This is a genomic window from Pseudophaeobacter sp. 1A09344, from assembly GCF_041008745.1.
GTDB classification, from domain to species: Bacteria; Pseudomonadota; Alphaproteobacteria; order Rhodobacterales; family Rhodobacteraceae; genus Phycobacter; species Phycobacter gallaeciensis_A.
Genome location: NZ_JAXGFS010000001.1, coordinates 132,254 through 156,257 on the forward strand (window position 1 = coordinate 132,254; position 24,004 = coordinate 156,257).

Sequence of the window (24,004 nt, forward strand, 5' to 3'; positions counted from 1 at the left end):
TCGCAAGGTCATGCGGTTTGGCAGCTTCCGGCTTCGGGGCGGACTTAGCAAAATACGGGTGCACCGTCAATTGAAGCCTGATTTTGCAGGAGAAAACGCGGTTTTTCGCGCTCTTTCGGTGCATATTTGCAGAGTTTATCGCCCTTTAGGCGAATTTTGGAAAATGTGTGGCGCGTTTCTCCGCGAGGCGCAGTTCACGGATTCGCAGGCAGCCTTCCTGCTCAAGCCGCGCTCGCAGTTCCGCGCTGTCGGCGCAGGTCTCCTCAAAAAAACCGCGCAGACCGTCGGTACCCTTTTCCGCCTCGATGGCCGAGAGGAGTTCGTGCAGATTGATACCGCCCTTGTCGCGGGGCCGGGCCGGTTTCAGCTCGGATCGGTAGGAGCCCTGCTTCAGCCGGTAGCTGTAATGCGACAGCCAGCTGTCCCAATCGCGGGCGTGAAGATGGCACAGGTCGACATCCGGCAGGACCACTTGGCTGGGATTTTCCTCCCCGTCCACGAAGAAATTGTGGATGCGCAGCTTGCCCTCTTTCATACCCGGACGGACGAAAAGCTTGCCTTGGGTATGGCTGAGAAAGCCGCTGAGCAGATGCTCGCCATAGGTGGGATAAAGCTGCCCGGCCCGGGCACCTCTGTCGCTACCACGGGGGATTTGCGTCTTGAAGGCAGAGCCGTCGCCTCCGGCCAGGCTTTCAATCGGGTACGCGCGCGCGCAGAGAGCCGTTTCGGGCTGGCGCGCCAGCACCTGTGACAAGGGCTCTTTGGACCAGAGGAATTCATCCACATCCATATGGATCAGCCAATCCAGCCCCTTGCTCTGACGTCTGTAGGCGCGGGTGGCATTCAGGGTTTGCCGGACCTGGTGCTTGTCAGGTTTGCCGCCCTTGCGCCGCTGCGCCCAGGAGGCGTCATCGCAGTCGAAAACCCGGATCTTTGGGTGCTGCGCCAAGAGATCGCGTGCCTCGGGGCAGGGGGCATCAAGATAGAGGAAAAGCCGATGCGCGCCTGCGTCCAGATGATAGGCGGCAAAGTTCAGTACCTCCTTGGCCTCGGCCTTGATGGTGCTGACGATACCCCATGTCTGTGTCGGCGAATGTGTCAGGGCGGCCTCTCAGAACGGCGGTTCAGCAGGACGGCGCAGTCGACGATCGTCTCCAGATCACCGCCGGTCAGGAAACGCGCCCGGGCCATGTTGAACCGCCCGGGCATTGATGGTGTTAGACCATCATTTCCTTGGTCGCGGTCAGTTTCAAGTCCGGATAATCCCGCTCCACCCGGTCGATGTCCCATTGCAGCCGCGTCAGGTAGACGGTGTCGCCGTCATGGTCTGTCGCGATGTGCTGCTTGTTGGCGTTGATGAATTTCTCCACCGCCGGTTTTTCCCCGGAAACCCAGCGGGCCGAGGTAAACTGAGAGGGCTCAAAACGCACCGGCAGGCCGTATTCCATCTCGATCCGGCTTGCGAGCACTTCGAACTGCAAAGCACCCACAACGCCGACGATGAAGCCGGAGCCGAAGGAGGGTTTGAAGACCTTGGCGGCGCCTTCCTCTGCGAATTGCATCAGCGCCTTTTCCAGATGCTTCGCTTTCATCGGATCGCCCGCCCGCACGGTCTGCAAAAGTTCCGGAGCAAAGGAGGGGATACCGGTCGCCCGCAGGGCCTCGCCTTCGGTCAGCGTATCGCCAATGCGCAGCTGGCCGTGGTTCGGAATACCGATGATGTCACCCGCCCATGCCTCTTCCGCCAGTTCCCGGTCCGAAGCCAGGAACAGCACCGGGTTCGAGATCGCCATGGGTTTCTTGGTGCGCACGTGGGTCAGCTTCATGCCGCGTTTGAAATGGCCAGAGGCCATGCGCACGAAGGCGACGCGGTCGCGGTGCTTGGGGTCCATGTTGGCCTGCACCTTGAAGACGAAACCGGCGACCTTCTTTTCCTCGGGGCAGATCTGCCGCGGGCTGGCCTGCTGGGGTTGCGGCTCGGGGCCGTACTTGCCGATGCCATCCATCAGTTCCCGCACGCCAAAGGAGTTGATCGCAGAGCCGAACCAGATCGGCGTCATATGCCCCTCCAGCACCGATTGCGGATCCAGGGTCGGCAGCAGCTCCTTGGCCATTTCGACCTCTTCAAGGAACTTCTCCAGAAGATGCGCAGGCACGTGTTCCGCCAGTTTCGGATCGTCCAGCCCCTCGATCGAGATGCTCTCGGCAACCTTGTTGCGGTCGGCTCGGTCCATCAGCTCCAGCCGGTCGCGCAACAGGTCATAGCAGCCGATGAAATCGCGCCCGACTCCGATGGGCCAGCTGGCGGGGGTCACGTCAATCGCCAGCATTTCCTGGATTTCGTCAATGATCTCAAACGTGTCGCGGCTTTCCCGATCCATCTTGTTACAGAAGGTCAGGATCGGCAGATCGCGCAGGCGGCAGACTTCGAACAGTTTCTGCGTCTGGCTCTCGACACCTTTGGCGCCGTCAATCACCATCACCGCCGCATCCACCGCCGTCAGCGTTCGGTAGGTGTCCTCGGAAAAGTCCGAGTGGCCGGGCGTGTCCACCAGGTTGAAGCGGAAACCGTCGAAATCGAACGACATGGCCGAGGCCGAAACCGAGATGCCCCGGTCCTTTTCCATCTGCATGAAGTCTGAGCGCGTGCGCCGCGCTTCGCCCTTGGCGCGCACCTGACCGGCCATCTGGATCGCGCCGCCATACAGCAGGAATTTCTCGGTCAGAGTGGTCTTGCCCGCATCCGGGTGCGAGATGATCGCAAAGGTGCGGCGCCGCGCGATTTCGGGCGGCAGTTCGGGGCGGTTTGTGACGGAATCCAGCATGAGCGCGCGTATATCAGGATTGCGGGTCGAGGCAAGAAAAACAGGTCGGCCCCTACGCGCACGGGGCATACACCAGGTCGATTGCATGCCCCGGCAACCCTTTGTCAAAATGTCTAACTTGCGTGCGCTGCGTCTCGGGGAGGTTTCAGCCCGACGTCACCCTCTTTCAGCGCACGACCTTCAACCCCACAAGTGCTTGCGAGACAGCGCTGCGCAGCGCCAATGAACAATGTGAACGCACAAGTTGCTTCTCGCTGGTCGAAAAATTGGCCCAATCTTTGGTTTGCAAGTTACCTGGAATGACAGATCGTCCGCTTACCTGTTTGCCTTCAACAATTTGACTGCCAGTAGCGGGATCGACCAGAGATGCGGTGAGGCCAACTGTGCAGGCATTCTCCCCGATGAGCGCTTTATTTACTGCAGGGTTGCGAACCCACAGGACAAAACGCGGTTGGTATTTTTCACCTTTGGCTTTTTCAGCACTTGCGATGGCGCCGATTGCAAACAGCCCGCCGCCGAGGGCAAAGAAGTCGCGTCCGGGATTGTAGTTCTGGCCCAGAATATCCAGAGGCGTTTGCTGAAGTACGATGACGGCGTCGGTCTTCTGCGCCGCTGCGCCAGTGTGCGAGGGAACGTTTGCAACGACTGCGCCTGTCGGGGTGAGTTGTTCCCTTACAAAACCGCCCGTCGCCGATGCGGCGTTCCATCCCAATTTGCCGTCAATCGGCTGTGGCTCGGCGAATGCAGCGTCCCAGTAAGTCGACACAACATTATCACTGATTTGAGTGACCAGGCCGATTTTTGAATACTGCGCTTGCGCATCACTCGGAATACCGACCTGGGTCGTATCCAAGCACCCGGTTAAACTCAGGGCTGCGACCACGCTGAATAGTCGGATTAGGCTTTTTGCTTCCATGACCTTTCCCCTTTCGGTTCCGCGCGCAAAGCATTCTGAACCGACCTACAGATACACGCCTTGATCCGTATCATGGCAAAAGTACGGAAATGGCATCGCACCCACCCTTTGGAGAGGGGCGCGTCCGCGGCATCAACGCGGTGCTGCGCATCGCGCTGAATGCGCAACGCAGGCAGAGGGAGGAGCGCGAAGAGAGGGAGAGGCTCAGAGAGTGAGGGGCGGCAGGCAGCCCAATCACGCCATTCGCATGGGGTACGGCATCCACTATGTTACGGCTCCGGTTTCGTGTTCTGATTTTCGCGAGACCGGACGTTCAGATATGCAGCATCGACTGCGCCAATTCCACATTTGGTGCTGATGTCAGCGCCGCGAAAAAAATGGTGTGCCTTGATCTGATGCACGGGGCGAAGAGAAATGTTCTTTTCGTTCATTTCCCATACGCCCAAGGCCTTCGCCGAGCACATGTTCGCCGCAACCGACACCCTGGCTGCGCCATCTGAAAGCTCCGCGGGGATGTCGATTGCTCCACCTGCGCCAATCGGCAGGGCTCCGGTTCCGGCTGATTGAATGTCCAGGGCTGGTCAGCACGTGTCAGCTATGGCCGTAGTAGGCTTCGGGGTCCACAAGACCTCCATCTTCCGTCGCGATATAGAACACGCCATCTTTCACTTCGCCGAGCTTGCCGTATTTTGAATGCGTGACCTCGAAGTCATTCAATGTGACGCGACCGTCCTCATCAAAGCTTGTCGAGGTTTCTACTGTGATACCAAAGTCGCGGGTCAATTCCGACGCCCTCACGTTATACCACATGCCGGTGACTTTCACGTCGTGAGCCTGTTTTTTTTCAGCTCGGGCCAATTGCTCAGGAGAAAGCTCAGCCCAAGCCGTTTCGGCGTCCTTAAGCTTGGCGTGTGACCAAATAAAGCCGGTATCAGTTTCAGCCCCAATGACACTATCATCAACTGGATAAGTAACTGTGTTTCTTGCCCAGTTCGCATCTTTGACAGCGGTGATCATATCACCCAGCCGCGTCGCAGCGGCAGCAATTGCGTCTTCGCGAGTCTTGTAAGCGCCCATGCCCGGTTGCTGAGCCTTCGCCATGTGATTGGCCGTGTAGAGCCCCAACGACAGACGGTTCTTGTATCCGTTCTCCGCCTGGAACGCATCGGACTCTGCCTGTCTTGCATAGGCATCGGCGAACATTTTGGCGCGCTGTGCAGGATCTGTATACTGCATCCCGTAGGTGCCGCCTTCCTTCGGAATTCCGGTTTTTGCGTCTGCCGATGCGCCGGACTCGCCCGCAATTGCAGCACGTGCAATCCTGCTGAGGGCAATTTTCGCGGCCTGATCGGAGACTGATGGCGCGGCCAGTGAGTTTTTTAATGCCTCAATACTCTCCTGGTGTGTCCCAGCGGTATTAAAGAGGGAGAGCGTATTCGCGTTCAGGGATTGATTGATAAGCATGGTGACCTCTGAATGTCTCAAAGCATTGAGCCATTCTGGCATCGGGAGGTTAAATAAATCATCCAGATTTAAACTTGCATAGGTATATTGCCTTTGCAATTTTAGGGAGTGCACCGCCGTATGGAACGGCGGTGCAATGGTTCTAAACAAAATCAAAATCTGCGTTGGACAGGTCAGTCAGGTTAACATTCAACAATGTGATGACTGTGGAATCTACAGTTAGCACCACATCGCTACCGACTTGGGTTGCTCCGACGTCGGCATAATCACTGGCGGATGTACTCGCAAAGCGAATGAAGTCTTCTCCATCCGTGAAGTCCGTCACGACGTTGGTTCCATGACCCTCCGCGAACACGAAGAAGTCGTTACCATCTCCGCCGGTCAGGGTGTCATCCCCAAGGTCCCCTTGCAGAACGTCGTTTCCACCCCTGCCATCGATATTGTCGTTGCCGTAGCTTCCCCTGATTGTTTCTCCGCCAGTTTTGCTCCCCTGAATTTTATCAATGTTCGTAAGGGTGATGCCCCGGAAGTCCTGATCACTACGCACACCGATGACGGCATCTTTGTAGTGGGTGTTGACGATTTCTTCGACACCCGCGATGCCGTCGATATTCAGCAGGGAGTAGTTGGCATATTCACTGACGTTTTCGATAGTGATCTTATCGTAACCACTGCCGCCATTGAAGGTGTCCCAGCCGTCGACTCCGTTGATGATGAACTCGTCGTTGCCAGATCCACCGAACATCGTATCGTTCTGTAGACCGCCATAAATTCTGTCGTTGCCGCCGTTCCCAATGATCAAGTCGTTGCCCAGCCCGCTATTCGGGCCGCCGTGCAGATACTCGTCTGTATCATCACCTTCAATAAAGTCATCTCCGGTTGTTGGGTAATTTGCCATAATTTTCCTCAATATTAATTTATGGTGAGGTATGTCTGGGCGCCAATTGTTAACAAATAGTTAACTTTTGCAAGGGGGTGACTTAAACAAATCGTTATTGCTTATCTTGGCCGTTTGGTGATTTTTTTTTGGAAATAATTTGCAACCCTGGAGGGTAAAGCATAAGCGTCCCCTGCTGAGAGTATGTCACCGAACTTTGATCGTTCCGGTGTGTGGGCTTCGGACACATCGTTTCGAGGGGATACACCTATGTGTAACGTCAGCGCCCGCCATCTGAGCACCGCCTATACAGCTGTTTCAACAGATGCCTTCTGCGACGCACCGCGGTGCAACACCAGAGGGGGGCGATCAATGACAGGTTTGGGCCGGGTCGTCGAAGTTTGCAACTGTCGCTACCTGAGCACGGCTGACCATGCGGGACGGCTACCGCAGCGACGCCCGCTTCAGCAGCTCCACCAGATCCGGGCGGTCCAAGAGCGGGCTTGGCACGTCCAGCCCGTGGCTGTCGCGGCGCTGGGGCGGGATGGACCCGTCTGCGATCCGCTGCAGCAGGCCCGGGGGCAGGGCGGGTTCGGTCACCGGGTCCAGGAACAGGCTTTCGGCGGCGATGCCCTCAGCATAGACAATGTGATGGCGGTCGAACAGCAGCTGGAAATAATCCACGAACCCGCCGTCCTGCACTACCACGCTGTCTCCGTTCACCAGATGGCGGGCGGCGACCAGCAATTCCGGCGTTCCCGCCCCCAGCGCATCGTGGCGTTGGTAGACCATCAGCCGGTGATCGGGGCTGACCAGCAGGTCGCGGGCGTTGTTGAGCGTGCCCTTGCGGATCAGGATCGGGGCCATGGCGCCGGTGGCGCGGCTGGTGGTCTGACCGATCCAGCGCAACTCCTGCACACCATCATCGCGGGTCAGGATGCGGTCCCCGGGGCGCAGATCCTCGATCGGTTTCTGGGCGCCGGTGGCCAGGGTGATATGAGTACCCCGGGTAAAGGCGATCGAGGCCATCTGCGCCAGCCGCGCCCGGGCCGGGGCGCGCTCGGCCTTCAGCAGGGTATATCCGGTCTGCGGCATCAGCGGCGCCATCGGCACCAGATAGATCGCGGCGATCAGCCCTTCGGCATCGACCTCCACCATCACCAGCGCATCCACATTGGGTCCGGCCTCGGCCATCAGGGTTAGCGCGCAGTCAAGATGCAGCGCGGCGCCGGGCTGGCCCAACTCGCTGTCCTCGGCGAGGGTGAAACTGCCATCGCTGCCGCTGGCCACCGACAGGCGTCGCGGGGCTGCGGCGCCGGGGGCGAGCATATAGACATCATCGAGCACCAGATCCTCCAGCACCCCTAGCGGATCCCCCATATTGGCGCCGGTCTCCACCAAAAAGGCGGCGGCGGCATGGGCCGGGATGGATCGGATCGCGGTGCGGTCGGCTGTCACGGTATGGCTCGTCTGTGCAAAGAAGGGGCGGCGCGGGCGCCAGCGGTTGGTGTAACCTATCCGGGAAATATGGCACGAAACGGACGACAACGGACAGAATTTCTGACCCGTGATCACGACATAGATGATCCGGGTGGGGGCGGGAAGGCTGGTCAACGGCGGGCGCAGAGTGCACAGTCTGCGCCGGAAACGAAGAATCCAGATGGAGGACGAACATGGAACTGGGAATTGCAGGCAAGCGCGCATTGGTCTGTGCCAGCAGCAAGGGTCTGGGGCTTGGCTGTGCCGAGGCGCTGGCCGAAGCCGGGGTCAATCTGGTGATGAACGCGCGCGGAGAAGAGGCGCTGCTGGCGGCGGCGCAGACCATCCGTGACACCTATGGCGTCGAGGTTGAGACCGTGGTTGCGGATGTCACCACCGCCGAAGGCCAGCAAAAGGTGCTGGACGCCGCAGGCGCGGCCGACATTCTGGTCACCAACGCGGGCGGCCCGCCCCCCGGCATGTGGTCGGACTGGGAGCGTGACGATTTCATCAAGGCGCTGGATGCCAATATGCTGGCGCCGATTGCGCTTATGAAGGCGCTGCTGCCGGGCATGATGGAGCGCGGCTGGGGCCGGGTGGTCAATATCACCTCGCAATCGGTGAAGGCGCCGATTGCGGTGCTGGGCCTGTCGAATTCGGCGCGCGCTGGTCTCACCGGCTATGTTGCGGGCACTTCGCGGCAGGTCGCAGGCAGCGGTGTCACCATCAACAATCTGCTGCCGGGCATTCACGCAACCGACCGTGCTGTGTCGCTGGACACCGGTGTGGCCGGGCAAAAGGGCATTTCCATCGAAGAGGCCCGCACTCAGCGCGAAGCAACCATCCCGGCGGGCCGCTATGGCACCCGGCAGGAATTCGGCGCGGCCTGTGCCTTCCTCTGCTCGCAGCATGCGGGCTTCATCGTGGGGCAGAACATCCTGCTGGATGGCGGCGCCACCAATATGACGCTGTAACGCGATGGCCAGTGGTTTTTCCTTGAAGGACCAGCTGTTTAATCCGGAAAAGACCCGCTATCTGGCGGGTCTTTTTGCGGCCTGTGACCCCGGGTTCGACGCGCCGGGGTTCGAGGCGCAGGTGAACGCCCGCCTGCCGGAACTGGAGTTGAAACAGCGGATCGACTGGATCGCCGAAGTTCTGGGGCAGCATTACGCCGCGCCCTTGCCCGAGGTGGCGCCACTGCTACGCGCGGCCCTGCCGCCGCCGCTGGACCCCGGCAATCGCGACGATGATTTCGGCGATTTCATCTTTGCCCCCTTGGGCGAATTCGTCGTGTCCAAGGGGCTGGAAGCGCACCCGGATCTATCATTGGATCTGCTGGAGGCGCTGACGCAGCGGTTCTCCATGGAATTCGCCATTCGACCCTTCCTGAACCGCTGGCCGGATTTGACGCTGGAACGGATGCAGGACTGGGCCGGGCACGACCATTACCACGTGCGGCGGCTGGTCAGCGAGGGCACGCGCCCGCGTCTGCCCTGGGGGCTTGGGATCGGGCTTGATCTGCGGGCGCCGCTGCCGCTGCTGGACCAGCTGCACCGGGATGGCACGCGCTTTGTCACCCGCTCGGTCGCCAATCACCTGAACGACATCGCCAAGAAAGAGCCGGATCTGGTGGTCAAGACTTTGCGCCGCTGGGGCGAGGCCGGACAACAGACGGGCAAGGAAATGGATTGGATCACCCGCCACGCCTGCCGTGGACTGGTGAAGGCGGGGCACCCGGGCGCGCTGGGCCTGCTGGGATATGATACGGAGGCGCCGGTGGTGGCCAGGATCACGCTGCAAAGCGCAGCGGTGCCCATCGGCGATGCGCTGTCCTTCTCTGTCGATCTGGCGGGGCCAGCCGAGCAGCCGGTGCTGGTTGATTACCGGCTGCATTTTCAGCGCACCGGCGGCAAAGCTTCGGCCAAGGTGTTCAAGCTGAAACAGGCAAAGCTAGTGCGTGGTGCTCTGAAGCTCAGCAAGGCACATAAGCTGAAAGGGGATGCCACCACGTTCAAACTGGTGCCCGGGCCGCATCGGCTGGAGCTGCTGGTCAATGGCAATGTGCGGGCGGAGGCTGCGTTCGACCTGCTGCCAGCGGGGGAGTAATCGGCAACAACCCGGGACGATTGAATATCCGGCGCAACGGCCGCCGAGGGTGCCTGTTTTGCACGCAGGTCACCCAGTTTGTCCCTGACACCGCTTCACATTCCTGTGGGCAATATGGTGCGGTAAGGGCCTGCCTGCTACGCCGAGCCCATCAAAACGGGGATAACGATCATGCAGGCCATCGCCATAACCACCATCTTTGCCGCTATCATATTGCTCAGCCTCTACTATGCGCCGCGCAAGGCCACGGTGGGCGGGTTCTTCGGCGGTCAGTCCGACCGAGGAGAGGCGCCGACCCTGTGGACGCTGGTGCTGTCGCAGGTGACCACGTGGATCTTCGCGCGCTCGCTGATGAACGCGGCGATCCTGGGCTTTTACTACGGCATCGCGGGAACGCTGGCCTATGCGGCCTATTACGGCTCCTTTCTGACCGGCGGCTATATCGTTGGCCGGATGCGCGCACAGGGTGCGACATCGGTGCAATCCTGGCTGGCGGAGCGTTTCGGCGCCACGGGCACCACCGCCTATAATCTGGTGATCGCACTGCGCCTGTTGTCCGAAGTTTTTGCCAACCTGCTGGTGGTCGGGCTGATCTTTGCCGCCGCCCTGCCGGATGTGGCAGGGGCCGAGACAACCGCCATCCTGGTGGTCGGTGTGCTGGCGCTGGCCTATTCCGCATGGGGCGGGCTGTCGGCGGCGCTGCGCACCGATGTGATCCAGATGTCGCTGTTCCTCGTGGTCTTTGGCGCCGCCTTTGTGGCGCTGATCCTGCGCCCGGGCTTTGATATCTCTGCGGTGATGACCGCGCCGGGGGCGGCGGGCGCCCATAACGGCTGGGTGCTGCTGGTGGTGGCCGCGCTGCAGGTTTTCTCTTACCCGGTGCATGATCCGGTGATGATGGACCGCGGCTTTCTTGCCGATCCCGCCACTACCCGCAAAAGCTTTTTGCACGCCTTCTGGATTTCGGTGCTCTGCATCATCGCCTTTGGCTTTTTCGGCATTCAGGCCTCTCTGGAGGGCGCGGAATACGAAGGCCAGCTGTTGGGGACATGGGCGACGATGCTGCCGGGCTGGGTTTTTGTCATGCTGATCGTGTCGCTGCTGGTTTCGGCGCTCTCGACGCTGGATTCCGCGCTCAGCTCGGCCGCGCGTCTGGTGGTCGAAGAACTGCGCCTTGCGCCGCGCAGCCTGATGGGCGGCCGCATCGCCATGGTGGTCTTTGCCGCTGCAGGTGGCGCGCTGACGCTTTGGGGCAACAAGACGCTGTTTGATGCCGTGGCTGTATCCGGTACCGCCTCGATGTTCCTGACCCCGGTGCTGGTGGCGGGTCTTCTCGGTAAACGTCAGGTGGCGACCTGGGCCTATCTGGTCAGCTTTGGTGCGGCCATTGTCGGCGCTGCGGCCTATATGTTCCGCGATGCACCTGGCGTCTCGGCGCTGCTTTATGATGGGCACAAGTACGAGCAGCTTTTGCAGATCTGCGTGATCGTGCTGGTGGTCGGCTTTGCCGCAGTGGCACGCGGCAGCCGCAGGGTTGAAGCCTGACAGGGGGGCTGCTACATCTGCGCCAAACCCGATGGAAAGCGTCGGAAACAGCCCCGAGGCCGCATGAACACTGCCCCTGCCGAACTGCTCAGCACCATGGCCCCGCCACGGCTGGAAATCCGTAATATCAAGCGGTTCTTCGACGGGCGCCCGGTGGTCGACGATGTGTCCCTGCAAATTCAGGCGGGGCAGGTGACCTGTCTGCTGGGTCCCTCGGGCTGCGGTAAATCCACCACTCTGCGCATGATCGCCGGGGTGGAGATGCAGGACGAGGGCGAAATCTATGTGGATGGCAAGCTGATCTGCGACACGGTGTTCCGTGTGCCGCCCGAGCGGCGCGAGATCGGTCTGATGTTTCAGGACTTTGCCCTGTTCCCGCACCTGAGCGTCGCGGATAACGTCGCCTTTGGTCTGAAAGGGCCGAAGGATCAGAAACGCGCCCGGGTCGAGGAGTTGCTCGCCAAGGTGTCGCTGTCGAAATACATCGACGATTACCCGCACCAGCTGTCGGGCGGCGAACAACAGCGCGTGGCGCTGGCCCGCGCCCTGGCGCCGCGTCCGCGTATCATGCTGATGGATGAGCCGTTTTCGGGCCTTGATAACCGTCTGCGTGATGGTATCCGCGACGAGACGCTGACGCTCTTGCGCGAAGAGGACACGGCAGTCCTTCTGGTGACGCACGAGCCGGAAGAAGCCATGCGCATGGCCGATGAGATCGCCCTGATGCGGGGCGGGCGGATCGTACAGCAGGGCGCGCCCTATAACGTCTATACCCGCCCGGTCGACAAGGCGGCGGTGGCCTTTTTCAGCGACGTCAATGTGCTCAACGCGCAGGTGAACGGCGCGCTGGCGCAGACGCCATTCGGCCAGTTCCTGGCCCCGGGCGTGCCTGATGGTACGGATGTGGAGATCGTCTTTCGCCCGCAGCACGTGCGCATCGATTTCGATCGCGCGGGCAAGGGCCCCTTGCCAACCCCCAGCGACGGCGTCCCGGCGCGCGGTGTGGTCGAACGGGCGCGCTTTCTTGGCCATGAAAGCCTGGTCGAGTTCCGCATGGATTTTGACGGATCGCTCCTGAAGGTGACGGTACCCAATGTGTTCCTGCCCGAAGTGGGCCGCGTCCTCTGGCTCACCGTGCCGCGCAACCGGTGTTTCGTCTTCCCAAAGGGGTAGGGAACCACTCCGTCCTTGGCGTTATGTCGGTGCACCGTCGTATTGCGGGGCATCGTCGCAAATCTCGTACCAATCGGCCTTGTCAGCGACGAACTCGTGAAACTGGTTGCTGACGCCGATATCGCCATTCAGCGCGCTTGCCGCGATTGCGATACGCTCGTCCTCGGCCAGGATTTCCCCCAGCGAGGTGCCGCAGATCTTGCAGAAACAGCGGATGAATTTGAAGGGCGGCTCAGGCGTGTAGGTGGTGACCTGATCCTTGCCCTTGATCCATTGCACGTCTCCGGGCCGCACAAGCACGATGGCGCTGGTGCCGACCTTGCGGCAGCGGGAGCAATGGCAGGTACCCATAATCGGCGGCTGCACGGTCAGTTGAAATTGTACCGCGCCGCAACAGCAGCTTCCCTGGACCATGTGGTGTGCCTTCCCGCGTGATGAACTGGGCAAACGCTAGGGGAACAGCTGCAAGGCTGCAATATATGGGCGGGCGGGGCAGAGGTGACTTTCCCGTGAAGCGCGTGCACCGGCGGGCCGAGCCACCCCACGGGGTGACGTCTTGAACCGATGTTTCTGCCGTTGTTTTATACTCGATCACGGGAGGCACAGAACATGCCGGAAGAGCCAGAGACCGAACCAGAGATCCCGCCTTGGGTCGCCAGAAATTTGCGTGGGGTGCGCCTGATTGCCCATCTCACTTGGCTGGGAGGCCTTGGGGCGATCTATGCAACAGGGGGGCTGGTCTGGATCACGCTGCAGAACGCCGGGGTGTCCATGGTGTCCTGGTCGCGGGGCGTGTCCCTGTTCATACCCGTCGCGTTGTTTCACGCCGTGCCGTTGATCGTGCTCGCCCTTGTGGAGATTTCGGCCTGCAAGGCGGCAATCCGCGGGCGCAAAAGCAAGTGGCGAGAGTATGCCCTCGCGGTGCTGGTGCCCGCTGTTTCGGTTGCCGAGCCAAAGGATGCGGGCAGGCTATGGGCTGCGCTTTCGGGCGCTGGCCTGCTGTCGGTAGTCTGGGTCTGCTATTCGCTGTTCACCCTTGCCTCCTATCAGGGGCCGGGCGGCTTTGCCGAGGCGGTGATCATGACGCTTGCCCTGTTTCCGCTGACCCTTGGCGCGCTGATGTTGCATGTTGCGCTGGCTGCGGCCATCGGCGGGGCGCTGGGCAGCGGCATCTATGTGCTTGTCCGCCGCCGCGGCAGAAAGCAGGACAAAGGTGAGTGATCAGCTCTCCTCCTTGTCGCGGTAGGGATCGTAATCCGACAGCCGCTTGCCCGGCTCATCGACGAACAACTCGGGCAGAGCGGTGGCCTCTTCGATCAGATCGACGCGGAAGACACGGAAATCCTCGCGCGCTTCGCACCAGGCGGTGAGGGTCCAGACACGGCCCCAGTATTCCATGTGCAGCGGGCGGATTTTGCGCCGGGTCATTTCGCCATCGATGCGGCGATAGGTGATCTGCAACTTCTGGCGCGCCTTGATCGCTGCCCGCAGGGTGGGCATCTGGGCAAAGCCCCGCGCCGCATCGGCAAAGGGGTAGACGGCGAATTTCCAGGCATCCGCCTCGGCGATGGTCTCGGCAGGCAGCACCGCGTCCACCTTGGCCGCCAGTGACTGCGCGGCGGATTTAAGGTCCGGATCGGCGGCCTCGGCGACGATGGCCATGCCGAGGTTCAGCGCCTCCAGCTCTTCCGGGGTTAGTGTGAGGGGCGGCAGGGTGATCGCTTCGCGCACCATATAGCCGACGCCGCGCTCCCCTTCGACCGGCACGCCTGAGGCGACTAACGTGTCCATGTCGCGGTATATGGTGCGGGTGGAAACCTCCAGCCGCGCCGCGATGTCCTGCGCGCGGTGCAACTTCCCGTCGCGCAGGATCTGGATGATTTCAAAAAGGCGGTCGGTGCGGCGCATGATCCTAGCCTTGGCCCGCGCCGCACCGTTAGGTCAAGCCGCCATCTGCCACAGGATGTCTTCATGGCGCATGTCGATGCTGCCGGGCTCAATCGCCTGCATCAGCGCCGCGGCAAAGGGCTGCTTGGGAAAGGCCTCTGCCGCCGCCATGGCCGCCGCGTGATCGCGCCAGACCACGTGATCGCTCCAGCGGCCATCGGCGCCGCAGCTGAGGCGGCGGAACATGAACCCTGGCTGCGCCCGCACAAAGGCTTCGCTTTGCTGGCTGATCTCGACAAAGGCCGCCGGGGTGATTCCGTTCGCCAGGGTGAAGGTAACGATTTCGGCAACCGGAGTGGTCTGGGTGTCTGTCATATCGGTGTCTCCTTATTGATGTGACAGGCTGGACCTAGCAGGGAGCAACTGACATAAACCTGTCAGTTGTGTTTGGGCGGATGCGGATTTCAGTGATTTTTGCCCTGCCTGAGCCCCCCGACAGCCTGCCAGATCTATCCGGCAGCGCGGCGCGTCCGTAAAAATGGGGATGACAGACAAAACCGGCGCGGATGGGCACCGGACAAGAAGGAGACACTCACATGCTTAACAATATCGGCCTTCCGGGCATTCTGCTGATCGCCGTCGTGGTTCTGGTCCTGTTTGGCCGCGGCAAGATTTCCTCGCTGATGGGCGAAGTGGGTAAAGGCATCACCGCCTTCAAGAAAGGCGTGAAAGACAGCACCGAGGAACTGGAGCAGGACGCCGCTGCCGACGCCAAGGACATCACCCCCGAGACCGAAAAAGACAAGGCGTAATCCGCCATGTTCGATCTTGGGTGGACCGAACTCATGGTGGTCGGGATCGTTGCGCTGATCGTGGTCGGTCCCAAGGATCTGCCCGTGCTGTTCCGCAACGTCGGCCGCTTCGTGGGCAAGGCCAAGGGTATGGCCCGTGAATTCAGCCGCGCGATGAATGACGCCGCCGATGAGGCGGGCGTCAAGGATATGGCGCAGGGGCTGAAGGCAGCGACCAATCCAGTTGGCACGGCCATGGACGGTGTCAAAGAGGCGGCGCAGGATATGGCCAAATCGATTGACCCGACCAAATTCGATCCGGACAGCGAAACCGGAAAGCTGGCCGCCGAACGCGCCGCTGATGCCAAGAAGATCCAGGAGGCCACCGCCCGCGCCGCATCTGACCGCCAGGCTCGTGAGGCCGAAGAGGCCGCAGCGGCAGCGGAGGCGGCCAAGGCAGGTGCCGGGGAGCCGGATCAAGACAAAGAGACCAAATCATGAGTCAAACGGATGATATCGAGGACTCCACGGCGCCGCTGATCGAGCATCTGGCAGAGCTGCGCACCCGCCTGATCCGGGCGGTGGGGGCCTTTATCGTCGGGATCGTGCTGGCCTTTACCGTGGCAGAGCCGATCCTGCAGTTCCTGCTGGGGCCGATCGAGGCCACCCTGCGCGAGCTGGGCGACCCGTCGCCGACGTTGCAATATACCAGCCCGCAGGAATACCTGTTCACGCTGTTCCGGATCTCGATGGTCTTCGGCTTTGCCTTGTCCTTTCCGGTGATCGGCTTCCAATTGTGGCGGTTCGTGGCACCCGGCCTTTACAAGACCGAGAAGAACGCTTTTTTGCCGTTCCTGATCGCGGCGCCGGTGATGTTCCTTCTGGGCGCATCATTTGCGCACTTCGTCGTCACCCCGCTGGCGATGGCCTTTTTCCTTGGCTTTGCGGATGTGTCGTCGATCTTTGCCAACCTGCTGTCGGGTGCGGTTGACGAACTGCCCACAGATGCGGCGGTGGTGCCGGAAACGGCTGACGGCGTGCGCATCACCTTCTTTGGTAAGGTGAACGAGTCGCTGGACATCACGCTGAAGTTCATCATGGCCTTTGGTCTGTGTTTCCAGCTGCCGGTTCTGCTGACCCTGATGGGCAAGGCCGGTCTGGTCAGCGCCGAAGGTCTGGGATCGGTGCGCAAATACGCGGTTGTGGCCATTCTGGTATTGGCCGCGCTGGTGACGCCGCCGGATGTGATCACCCAGCTGATCCTGTTCACGGTTGTCTATGGGCTTTACGAGATTTCGATCTTCCTGGTCAGCCGGGTCGAGAAGAAACGCGAAGAGCAGCTGCGCGAAGAAGGCTATTACGATGACGAGGATGAAGAGGATCCTCTAATGGCCGAGTTCGACGAAGACGACGACAAGTGATCAACTGACAGAACATGAAGGCGCGCCCTCCGGGGCGCGTCTTTTTCTATGCGCGGGTGAAATTTTGCGGATATGCTGACGCAGTGCTGCATGGGGAAGGGAGGCCCTTTTGCTCGACTACAGTCATAACAGCCTGTTTGTTCTGGCATCTTTGGCCATTGCTCTGATCGCGGGGTTTTCCGGTCTGTCGCTGACGCAGGGCGCCTCGCAGATGTCGGCGCCGGTGCGCAAGATCGTGGTCTCGGCGGCGTCGGTGATCCTGGGCAGCGGCATCTGGTCGATGCATTTCGTGGCGATGCTGGGGCTGGAGCTTCCGGTGGCCTATTACTTCGATCCGCTGGTGACACTGATTTCGGCCCTGACAGCGATCCTGTTCATGGGGCTGGCGCTGCTGATCGTGCATTTCGGCACCCGGACACGAGGCAAGATCATGCTGGCCGGGGTCATCATGGGCAGCGGCATCGCGGCGATGCATTACATCGGCATGTCGGGGATGGAACTGTGCGTGCCAAGCTATACTCCGGCACAGATCGCCATGGCTTTTGCCGCCTCCATCGCGCTCAGCATGGCGTCGTTTCAGGTCTCCTATGGCCACCGCAGCGCCCGCAATATCGTGCTGGGCACTTTTGGTTTTGGCATCGCCGTTTTTGCCGTGCATTTCATCGCCATGGCGGGCACGGGTTTCACCCAATCTGCCGAATACACCACCTTTGTGCCGCCGATGAGCCGGGGCGTGCTGGCCTTTGGGGTTACCCTGTCGGCCTTTGTGTTGTCGGGCAGTTTCCTGCTCAGTGGCGCCACCTTTGCCACCCGGCTGAGCGGGGAGGGAACGGCACAGACCGGGCAAGCTGACGTGCAGCCGCCTGTGGCTGAGGAAATCGATCCAGCGGCGACCCGGCCAGAAGCGGAGGCCGCCGAGATCCCGCAGGAGGCGCGTATACCTTACGAATCCGATGCGCGCACCCATTTCATCAGCCCGGACAGCGTGTCGGCCATCCGCGCCGAAGGTCACTACACCGTGCTCTACAGCGGCGAGGCGAAGCTATTCTGTCCCTGGTCAATCTCAGAGGCCGAAACCCGCACCGCCAACGGCAGTTTCATCCGCACCCACCGCAGCTACTTGGTGAACCTGGCGCATGTCACAAGTTTCGAGCGCAAGAAGGACAACGGCGTGTGTTACTTCGATGAAACCCCTGCGCTGCCCAAGGTGCCTGTCAGCCGCTCCCGCCTGAGCGAGGTGCGGGCAAAGCTGGGCATGTAGCGGAGGGCAGGGCAGGGCGCCTGCGGTTCTGCCAGCATCCTCCAATCCACTTCCAACCCTCGGACGGGTCTGACGGCTTCCCATTGGCCGACTTTTGGACCCGGAACCATTGGGCGTCACAGCGCAGCCCAACACCTCCCTATCTGACACTCCCGAATGGGCCGTGACGGGGCTCTGCTCATTGTGCCGGACATTTGCGATTTGCCGCCGCGACTCGTGGTGCAGGTTCCGGTTGTGCCTGGCGGAGAAACTCCCTGTCTGACGGGGCTTTCGCGCTTCGTGCAGCCCATTCGCATTTCGTGAACGCAACCTCGGCGGTGGTTCCCGCAGCCTCGCCCCGGGGCGGCGGCGGCGCCTTTACTATCCGCAATCCGGAATTCAGGGAGGAAACGGATGATACCCTCAGAGTTTGAATACCACCGGCCCGGCAGTATCGACGCGGCCCTGGCGGTATTGCAGGAACACGGTGACGATGCCCGTGTCATGGCAGGCGGGCACAGCCTGATCCCGATGATGAAACTGCGCATGGCGGATGTGCCGCATCTGATCGACCTGCAATCCATCGCCGAGCTGAAGGGCATCGCCATGGACGGGGGAACCGTCACCATCGGCGCAATGACCACCCAGCACGAGCTTATCACCAATGGAGATCTGGCAGACGCAGCGCCGATCCTGCGCGAGGCGGCGCTGATGATCGCCGATCCGCAGGTGCGTTACGTCGGCACCATCGGCGGCAATGTAGCCAATGGCGATCCCGGTAACGACATGCCGGGGTTGATGCAGTGCCTTGATGCGACCTTCACCCTGCACGGGCCGAATGGCACCCGCGAGGTTCAGGCGCGCGACTTTTACGAGGCGGCCTATATGACCGACCGCGAGGATGACGAGATCCTGACCGAGATTTCCTTTGCCGCGCCGAAGGGCGGGCAAGCCTATGAAAAGCAAAAGCGCAAGATAGGCGACTACGCCACGGCGGCGGCGGCTGTGATCCTAGAGAAGGTGGACGGCAAGGTGGCCTCTGCCTCGATCGCAATGACCAACCTCAGCGATACGCCGGTGTTCTCCGAGGATGCGGGCGCGGCGCTGGTGGGCACGGACTGCGGCGCCGATGCTATCGCCGATGCGGTCAGCGCCATGCTGGGCGACATCGACCCGACCGAGGACAACCGCGGACCGGTTGAGTTCAAGAAACATGTGGCTGGCGTCATCCTGCGCCGCGCCATTGAACGCGCCTGGTCGCGGGCCTGAGGGAGGACACCATGGGAAAACAAATCATCACCCTGACGGTGAACGGCGAAAAACACGAAGTCGCCGCCGAACCGCGCGAGCTCTTGGTGCACACCCTGCGCGAGAGGCTGAACCTCACTGGCCCGCATGTGGGCTGCGAGACCTCGCATTGCGGCGCCTGCACCGTCGATATCGACGGTAAGTCGGTGAAATCCTGCACCATGTTCGCAGCACAAGCCGATGGCGCCGAGATCACCACCATCGAAGGCATCGCAAGCCCCGATGGCATGCACATCCTGCAGGAAATGTTCCGTGAACATCACGGGCTTCAGTGCGGTTTCTGCACCCCCGGCATGATCACGCGGGCCTATCGCCTGCTTCAGGAGAACCCCAACCCGACCGAGGAAGAGGTCCGTTTCGGCATCGCCGGCAACCTTTGCCGCTGCACCGGCTATCAGAACATCGTCAAGTCGATCCTGGCGGCCGCTGCCGAACTCAACGCATCCAAGGAGGCCGCACAATGAAGGATCTGGAGGACCGTCAGGAACGGATCGACAATCTCAAGGGTATGGGCTGCTCGCGCAAGCGGGTCGAGGATGCCCGGTTCACCCAGGGTAAGGGCAACTACGTCGATGACGTCAATCTGCCGGGCATGCTGCACGGGGATTTCGTGCGCTCGCCCTATGCCCATGCGCGGGTGAAATCGATCAATATCGATGCCGCCATGGCGCTGGATGGTGTTGTCGCGGTGCTGACCGCCAAGGATCTTGAACCGCTTGCCCTGCACTGGATGCCGACCCTTGCGGGCGACAAGCAGATGGTGCTGGCCGATGGCAAGGTGCTGTTCCAGGGCCAGGAAGTCGCCTTTGTGGTGGCCAAGGACCGCTATATCGCCGCCGACGCGGTGGAACTGGTCGAGGTCGAATACGAAGAACTGCCGGTTCTGGTCGATCCCTTCGAGGCGCTGCAATCCGATGTCGTCCTGCGCGAAGACATCAAGGACGAAAAAGAGGGCGCCCATGGCCCCCGCCGCCATCACAACCACATTTTCCTCTGGGAAGAGGGTAACAAGGACGCCACCGAACAGGTCATCGATGAAGCCGAAGTGGTGGCCGAAGAAATGGTCTATTACCACCGCACCCATCCGTGCCCGCTGGAACCCTGCGGATCTGTTGCCAGCATGGACAAGATCAACGGCAAGCTGACGCTTTGGGGTACCTTTCAGGCGCCGCATGTGGTGCGCACCGTGGCCAGCCTTCTGTCGGGCATCGAGGAACACAACATCCGCGTGATCTCGCCCGATATCGGTGGCGGTTTTGGCAACAAGGTGGGCGTCTATCCCGGCTATGTCTGCTCCATCGTGGCCTCCATCGTCACCGGCCAGCCGGTGAAGTGGATCGAGGACCGGATGGAAAACCTGATGGCCACCGCCTTTGCCCGCGACTACTGGATGAAGGGCAGGATCAGCGCCACCAAGGAGGGCAAGATCACCGGGCTGCACTGCCATGTGACCGCCGACCACGGTGCCTTCGATGCCTGCGCCGACCCGACCAAGTTCCCGGCCGGCTTCTTCCACATCTGCACCGGATCCTATGACATCCCGGTCGCCTATGTGGGCGTCGATGGCGTCTACACAAACAAGGCGCCGGGCGGCGTGGCCTATCGCTGCTCCTTCCGGGTGACGGAGGCCGCTTATTTCATCGAACGCATGATCGAAGTCCTGGCGATGGAATTGAACATGGATGCAGCCGAGCTGCGCCGGATCAACTTCATCAAGGCCGATCAGTTCCCCTACCAGTCGGCACTGGGCTGGGAGTATGACTCGGGCGATTACCACACCGCCTGGGACAAGGCGCTGACAGCAGTCAAATACGATGGTCTGCGCGCCGAGCAGGCGCAGCGGGTGGAGGATTTCAAGGCAGGAAAGACGCGCAAGCTTCTGGGTATTGGTCTGACGCATTTCACCGAGATCGTCGGCGCGGGCCCGGTGAAGAACTGCGATATCCTTGGCATGGGAATGTTTGATAGCTGCGAGATCCGCATTCACCCAACGGGCTCGGCCATTGCACGCCTCGGCACCATCAGCCAGGGGCAGGGGCATGCGACCACTTTCGCGCAGATCCTGGCCTCGGAAATCGGTCTTTCGGCTGACAGCATCACCATCGAGGAAGGCGACACCGATACCGCGCCCTATGGTCTGGGCACCTACGGGTCGCGCTCAACTCCGGTTGCCGGGGCGGCGACCGCCATGGCGGGGCGCAAGATCCGCGCCAAGGCGCAGATGATCGCGGCTTACCTTCTGGAGGTGCATGACAACGATCTGGAATGGGACGTGGACCGGTTCGTGGTCAAGGGCGCGCCCGAGCGCTTCAAGACCATGAAGGACATCGCCTATGCTGCCTACAATCAGGCCATTCCGGGCGTTGAGCCGGGTCTGGAGGCGGTGAGCTATTATGATCCGCCCAACATGACCTATCCCTTTGGCGCCTATATCTGCGTCATGGAGATCGACGTCGACACCGGTGAGCATGAAATCCGCCAGTTCTACGCGCTGGACGATTGTGGCACCCGGATCAACCCGATGGTCATCGAAGGGCAGGTCCACGGCGGCCTGACCGAGGCGCTCGCCATCGCCATGGGGCAAGAGATCGCCTATGACGATATGGGCAACTGCAAGACCGGCACGCTGATGGATTTCTTCATCCCGACTGCTGTTGAGACGCCGCATTACACCACCGATCACACCGAAACCCCCAGCCCGCATCACCCGATCGGCGCCAAGGGGGTGGGCGAAAGCCCTAACGTGGGCGGTGTTCCGGCCTTCTCCAATGCGGTGCACGATGCCTTCCGTGCCTTTGGCCTGCGCCAAAGCCATATGCCCCACGATCACTGGCGGATCTGGAAGATCGCCAATGATCTGGGCTTGCACGGCTAAACGGAGAATGGGGGGCCGTTCCGGCGGCCCTCCTATCACATCATGACATATCTCGACCTTCAGAAAGACCTGGAAGAACAAGGCTATGTCGCCTCGGATGATCTGGCGATGGCGCTGCATCTTGCGGTGACACTGGGCCGTCCCCTGCTTCTTGAAGGGGCTGCTGGTGTCGGCAAGACCGAGGTCGCCCGCGCCCTGGCTGCGGCGCGCGACACGCGCCTGATCCGGCTGCAATGCTATGAAGGGCTGGACGCGGCTCAGGCGATCTATGAGTGGAATTACCAGCGCCAGCTGCTGGCGATCCAGGCCTCCGGCAAGACAGGCAAGGAGGCCGAGGCGCAGATCTTCTCCGAAGACTACCTGCTCGAACGCCCGCTGTTGCAGGCGATCCGCCAGGACATTCCCCCGGTGCTGCTGATTGACGAAATCGACCGCGCCGATGAAGAATTCGAGGCCTACCTTCTGGAGGTTCTCGCCGATTTCCAGATCACCGTGCCGGAGCTTGGCACCCTCACGGCCAAAAGCCGCCCGCTGGTGATCCTGACGGCAAACGGCACCCGCGATCTGTCGGACGCGCTGCGTCGGCGTTGCCTTTACGCCCATGTGGACTACCCCGACCGCAAGACGGAACTCGCCATTCTGGACGCGCGCTGTCCGGGGCTGAGTGCTCAGCTCGCCGGGCAGATCGTTGGCTTCGTGCAGGATCTGCGCAAGGAGGATCTGGTGAAGAAACCCGGCGTGGCCGAGATGCTGGATTTCGCCGCCGCCCTTGCTGGGCTTGGGGTTGGCGACCTCACCGAAGACCCCGCCGCCCTGATGGCGGCCCTGGCAACCTTGCTGAAGACCGAGGCCGACCGCGGCGCGGTTCCGGCAGAGGTCGCCCAGCGGCTGGCGGGGCGCGCCGCATGAGCCGGGTGACCAAATTTGCGGGCCGTGATCCCGGTCCCGGCGCGCGCGTTGCGGGCTTCATGGCGCATCTGCGTGCCCATGGCTTTGCGCTGGGCGTGGCCGAAACCGGCACCGCGCTGGCCGCCCTTGGCGCGGTAAAGGCGAGCGATCCGTCAGAGGCGCGCGCCGCCCTGCGCGCGGTTTGTGCAGGCCGCGCCGAGGATTTGGACCGCTTCGATGCGCTCTTTGACAGTTTCTGGATGGATGCGGGCCGCGTGCGGCAGAAGACTGTGCCCAGCGACAGGACACACAAGAATGATGACATGCGCTCCTCCCGCAAGGACGCAGGCGAGACAGAGGCAGAGGGTGCAGGCAAGATCCACGCCCCCGGCGGCAGTGGCGGCGGCGAGGTGGAAAGCGACGGCTCCGGGCGGCTTGTCGCTTCGGATGTGAAGAACCTGATGAAGAAGGATCTGCGCGATCTGGTCGACCCTGAGGACATCCGCAGGGCCGAAGCGGTTGCCCTGCGGCTGGGGCAGGCCCTGCGCGACAAACGCTCCCGCAGGCGCAAGGCAGCACGGCGGGGCAGGGCGGTGGATTTCCGCCGCACCATCCGCAAGGCGGTGGCCACCGGTGGCGTGCCCCTGCGGCTGGCCCGGCGCACCCGTCCCGACCGCCCCGTGAAGATCGTTGCCCTGTGTGATGTGTCGGGATCGATGCTGGTCTATGCGCGGCCCTTCCTCGCCTTTCTGGCCGGGCTGATGCGGGCCGATGCAAATTCAGACGCCTATCTCTTTCACACCCGCCTTGTGCGCATTGCCGAGGCTTTGCGCGAAGAGGACCCGATGCGCGCGCTCAACCGCGTGACGCTGATGGCCGAGGGTATCGGCGGCGGCAGCTGCATCGGCGGCGCGCTCCAGCATTTCGCGGCAACCTATGCGCGCCGGTTCGTCGATGGACGATCAGTGGTGATCATCCTGTCAGATGGCTACGACAGCGATCCGCCGGAACACCTCGCGGCGGCGCTGGAGGCGCTGAAGCGGCGCGGTTGCCGGATCGTCTGGCTCAATCCGCTGAAGGGCTGGAAGGGCTACGAGCCGCTTGCGCGCGGCATGGCGGCGGCGCTGCCGTATTTGGATCTGTTCGAGGCGGCCAACACGCTGGAGGCACTGGCCAGCCTCGATCAAAAACTGGGGGCGATATGAGTTT

At 61.6% G+C, this 24,004-nt stretch carries 23 protein-coding genes; 14 read left to right on the plus strand and 9 right to left on the minus strand.

Annotated elements, in window-relative coordinates; all coding sequences use genetic code 11:
- Positions 1-145 precede the first annotated feature (145 nt).
- The 6 genes from SM765_RS00570 to SM765_RS00595 form a co-directional block, all read right to left on the minus strand.
- Positions 146-949 (minus strand): glycosyltransferase family protein, encoded by an 804-nt coding sequence (locus SM765_RS00570; RefSeq protein ID WP_490363101.1) that lies wholly within the window; start codon positions 947-949, stop codon positions 146-148.
- A 268-nt stretch (positions 950-1,217) separates the two neighbouring features.
- On the minus strand, positions 1,218-2,825 hold the full coding sequence (locus SM765_RS00575) for a peptide chain release factor 3 (protein WP_274831834.1): 1,608 nt from the start codon (positions 2,823-2,825) through the stop codon (positions 1,218-1,220).
- 166 nt (positions 2,826-2,991) lie between these two features.
- Positions 2,992-3,741, minus strand: coding sequence for a hypothetical protein (locus tag SM765_RS00580; protein ID WP_274836740.1), 750 nt, complete (start codon positions 3,739-3,741; stop codon positions 2,992-2,994).
- 591 nt (positions 3,742-4,332) lie between these two features.
- Positions 4,333-5,355, minus strand: coding sequence for a hypothetical protein (locus tag SM765_RS00585; protein WP_274836741.1), 1,023 nt, complete (start codon positions 5,353-5,355; stop codon positions 4,333-4,335).
- On the minus strand, positions 5,348-6,103 hold the full coding sequence (locus SM765_RS00590; protein WP_274836742.1) for a calcium-binding protein: 756 nt from the start codon (positions 6,101-6,103) through the stop codon (positions 5,348-5,350). Before SM765_RS00590 ends, SM765_RS00585 begins: the two co-directional genes overlap by 8 nt.
- A 423-nt stretch (positions 6,104-6,526) precedes the next feature.
- Positions 6,527-7,540, minus strand: coding sequence for a Hint domain-containing protein (locus SM765_RS00595; protein WP_274837237.1), 1,014 nt, complete (start codon positions 7,538-7,540; stop codon positions 6,527-6,529).
- A gap of 215 nt (positions 7,541-7,755) precedes the next feature.
- Between SM765_RS00595 and SM765_RS00600 the strand changes: the two genes are divergently transcribed.
- The 4 genes from SM765_RS00600 to SM765_RS00615 all read left to right on the plus strand — a co-directional run bounded on the left by SM765_RS00600 (position 7,756) and on the right by SM765_RS00615 (position 12,385).
- Positions 7,756-8,535, plus strand: a complete 780-nt coding sequence (locus SM765_RS00600; protein ID WP_065273141.1) for an SDR family oxidoreductase — start codon at positions 7,756-7,758, stop codon at positions 8,533-8,535.
- Positions 8,536-8,539: 4 nt separating this feature from the next.
- The gene (locus SM765_RS00605) at positions 8,540-9,667 is read left to right on the plus strand and encodes a DNA alkylation repair protein (protein ID WP_274836743.1); all 1,128 of its coding nucleotides are present in this window, start codon (positions 8,540-8,542) and stop codon (positions 9,665-9,667) included.
- Between the two features lie 171 nt (positions 9,668-9,838).
- A complete protein-coding gene (locus SM765_RS00610; protein WP_274836744.1) occupies positions 9,839-11,212 on the plus strand; it encodes an SLC5/6 family protein in 1,374 nt (457 codons plus the stop codon).
- Between the two features lie 63 nt (positions 11,213-11,275).
- Entirely contained in the window at positions 11,276-12,385 is a 1,110-nt protein-coding gene (locus SM765_RS00615) for an ABC transporter ATP-binding protein (protein ID WP_065273144.1), read from the plus strand.
- Between the two features lie 21 nt (positions 12,386-12,406).
- Here SM765_RS00615 and SM765_RS00620 read toward each other — a convergent pair whose 3' ends face one another.
- The gene (locus tag SM765_RS00620; RefSeq protein ID WP_274838983.1) at positions 12,407-12,799 is read right to left on the minus strand and encodes a GFA family protein; all 393 of its coding nucleotides are present in this window, start codon (positions 12,797-12,799) and stop codon (positions 12,407-12,409) included.
- 195 nt (positions 12,800-12,994) lie between these two features.
- On the opposite strand from SM765_RS00620, the gene SM765_RS00625 reads away from it, so the two are divergent.
- Entirely contained in the window at positions 12,995-13,606 is a 612-nt protein-coding gene (locus SM765_RS00625) for a hypothetical protein (RefSeq protein ID WP_274836746.1), read from the plus strand.
- Here the strand turns inward: SM765_RS00625 and SM765_RS00630 are convergent, their stop codons facing one another.
- Positions 13,607-14,293, minus strand: a complete 687-nt coding sequence (locus SM765_RS00630; RefSeq protein WP_065273147.1) for a helix-turn-helix transcriptional regulator — start codon at positions 14,291-14,293, stop codon at positions 13,607-13,609. It lies immediately after the preceding gene.
- A 33-nt stretch (positions 14,294-14,326) separates the two neighbouring features.
- Entirely contained in the window at positions 14,327-14,647 is a 321-nt protein-coding gene (locus SM765_RS00635) for a hypothetical protein (RefSeq protein WP_274831847.1), read from the minus strand.
- 221 nt (positions 14,648-14,868) lie between these two features.
- On the opposite strand from SM765_RS00635, the gene SM765_RS00640 reads away from it, so the two are divergent.
- The 9 genes from SM765_RS00640 to SM765_RS00680 all read left to right on the plus strand — a co-directional run bounded on the left by SM765_RS00640 (position 14,869) and on the right by SM765_RS00680 (position 24,000).
- Positions 14,869-15,084 (plus strand): twin-arginine translocase TatA/TatE family subunit, encoded by a 216-nt coding sequence (locus tag SM765_RS00640; RefSeq protein WP_274828764.1) that lies wholly within the window; start codon positions 14,869-14,871, stop codon positions 15,082-15,084.
- Between the two features lie 6 nt (positions 15,085-15,090).
- The gene (tatB, locus tag SM765_RS00645) at positions 15,091-15,564 is read left to right on the plus strand and encodes a Sec-independent protein translocase protein TatB (RefSeq protein ID WP_274831848.1); all 474 of its coding nucleotides are present in this window, start codon (positions 15,091-15,093) and stop codon (positions 15,562-15,564) included.
- On the plus strand, positions 15,561-16,484 hold the full coding sequence (gene tatC, locus SM765_RS00650; RefSeq protein WP_065273151.1) for a twin-arginine translocase subunit TatC: 924 nt from the start codon (positions 15,561-15,563) through the stop codon (positions 16,482-16,484). Before tatB ends, tatC begins: the two co-directional genes overlap by 4 nt.
- 109 nt (positions 16,485-16,593) lie before the next feature.
- Positions 16,594-17,745 (plus strand): MHYT domain-containing protein, encoded by a 1,152-nt coding sequence (locus tag SM765_RS00655; protein ID WP_274836747.1) that lies wholly within the window; start codon positions 16,594-16,596, stop codon positions 17,743-17,745.
- A gap of 393 nt (positions 17,746-18,138) precedes the next feature.
- Positions 18,139-18,993 (plus strand): FAD binding domain-containing protein, encoded by an 855-nt coding sequence (locus SM765_RS00660; RefSeq protein WP_274836748.1) that lies wholly within the window; start codon positions 18,139-18,141, stop codon positions 18,991-18,993.
- A gap of 11 nt (positions 18,994-19,004) precedes the next feature.
- Positions 19,005-19,496, plus strand: coding sequence for a (2Fe-2S)-binding protein (locus tag SM765_RS00665; RefSeq protein WP_274836749.1), 492 nt, complete (start codon positions 19,005-19,007; stop codon positions 19,494-19,496).
- Positions 19,493-21,907, plus strand: a complete 2,415-nt coding sequence (locus SM765_RS00670) for an aerobic carbon-monoxide dehydrogenase large subunit (RefSeq protein WP_274836750.1) — start codon at positions 19,493-19,495, stop codon at positions 21,905-21,907. Before SM765_RS00665 ends, SM765_RS00670 begins: the two co-directional genes overlap by 4 nt.
- A 42-nt stretch (positions 21,908-21,949) precedes the next feature.
- Complete coding sequence (locus SM765_RS00675; protein WP_274833590.1) at positions 21,950-22,816, plus strand: AAA family ATPase; 867 nt, start codon at positions 21,950-21,952, stop codon at positions 22,814-22,816.
- Positions 22,813-24,000, plus strand: a complete 1,188-nt coding sequence (locus SM765_RS00680; RefSeq protein WP_274833592.1) for a vWA domain-containing protein — start codon at positions 22,813-22,815, stop codon at positions 23,998-24,000. Before SM765_RS00675 ends, SM765_RS00680 begins: the two co-directional genes overlap by 4 nt.
- The last annotated feature ends 4 nt before the right edge of the window (positions 24,001-24,004 follow it).

Coding starts and splice junctions, on each gene's coding strand:
- SM765_RS00660 (WP_274836748.1), top strand. CDS start 18,139: ATGATACCCTCAGAGTTTGAATACCACCGGCCCGGCAGTATCGACGCG.
- SM765_RS00610 (WP_274836744.1), top strand. CDS start 9,839: ATGCAGGCCATCGCCATAACCACCATCTTTGCCGCTATCATATTGCTC.
- SM765_RS00670 (WP_274836750.1), top strand. CDS start 19,493: ATGAAGGATCTGGAGGACCGTCAGGAACGGATCGACAATCTCAAGGGT.
- SM765_RS00640 (WP_274828764.1), top strand. CDS start 14,869: ATGCTTAACAATATCGGCCTTCCGGGCATTCTGCTGATCGCCGTCGTG.
- SM765_RS00620 (WP_274838983.1), bottom strand. CDS start 12,799: ATGGTCCAGGGAAGCTGCTGTTGCGGCGCGGTACAATTTCAACTGACC.
- SM765_RS00635 (WP_274831847.1), bottom strand. CDS start 14,647: ATGACAGACACCCAGACCACTCCGGTTGCCGAAATCGTTACCTTCACC.
- SM765_RS00575 (WP_274831834.1), bottom strand. CDS start 2,825: ATGCTGGATTCCGTCACAAACCGCCCCGAACTGCCGCCCGAAATCGCG.
- SM765_RS00605 (WP_274836743.1), top strand. CDS start 8,540: ATGGCCAGTGGTTTTTCCTTGAAGGACCAGCTGTTTAATCCGGAAAAG.
- SM765_RS00665 (WP_274836749.1), top strand. CDS start 19,005: ATGGGAAAACAAATCATCACCCTGACGGTGAACGGCGAAAAACACGAA.
- SM765_RS00625 (WP_274836746.1), top strand. CDS start 12,995: ATGCCGGAAGAGCCAGAGACCGAACCAGAGATCCCGCCTTGGGTCGCC.
- tatB (WP_274831848.1), top strand. CDS start 15,091: ATGTTCGATCTTGGGTGGACCGAACTCATGGTGGTCGGGATCGTTGCG.
- SM765_RS00600 (WP_065273141.1), top strand. CDS start 7,756: ATGGAACTGGGAATTGCAGGCAAGCGCGCATTGGTCTGTGCCAGCAGC.
- tatC (WP_065273151.1), top strand. CDS start 15,561: ATGAGTCAAACGGATGATATCGAGGACTCCACGGCGCCGCTGATCGAG.
- SM765_RS00580 (WP_274836740.1), bottom strand. CDS start 3,741: ATGGAAGCAAAAAGCCTAATCCGACTATTCAGCGTGGTCGCAGCCCTG.
- SM765_RS00680 (WP_274833592.1), top strand. CDS start 22,813: ATGAGCCGGGTGACCAAATTTGCGGGCCGTGATCCCGGTCCCGGCGCG.
- SM765_RS00630 (WP_065273147.1), bottom strand. CDS start 14,293: ATGCGCCGCACCGACCGCCTTTTTGAAATCATCCAGATCCTGCGCGAC.
- SM765_RS00615 (WP_065273144.1), top strand. CDS start 11,276: ATGAACACTGCCCCTGCCGAACTGCTCAGCACCATGGCCCCGCCACGG.
- SM765_RS00675 (WP_274833590.1), top strand. CDS start 21,950: ATGACATATCTCGACCTTCAGAAAGACCTGGAAGAACAAGGCTATGTC.
- SM765_RS00590 (WP_274836742.1), bottom strand. CDS start 6,103: ATGGCAAATTACCCAACAACCGGAGATGACTTTATTGAAGGTGATGAT.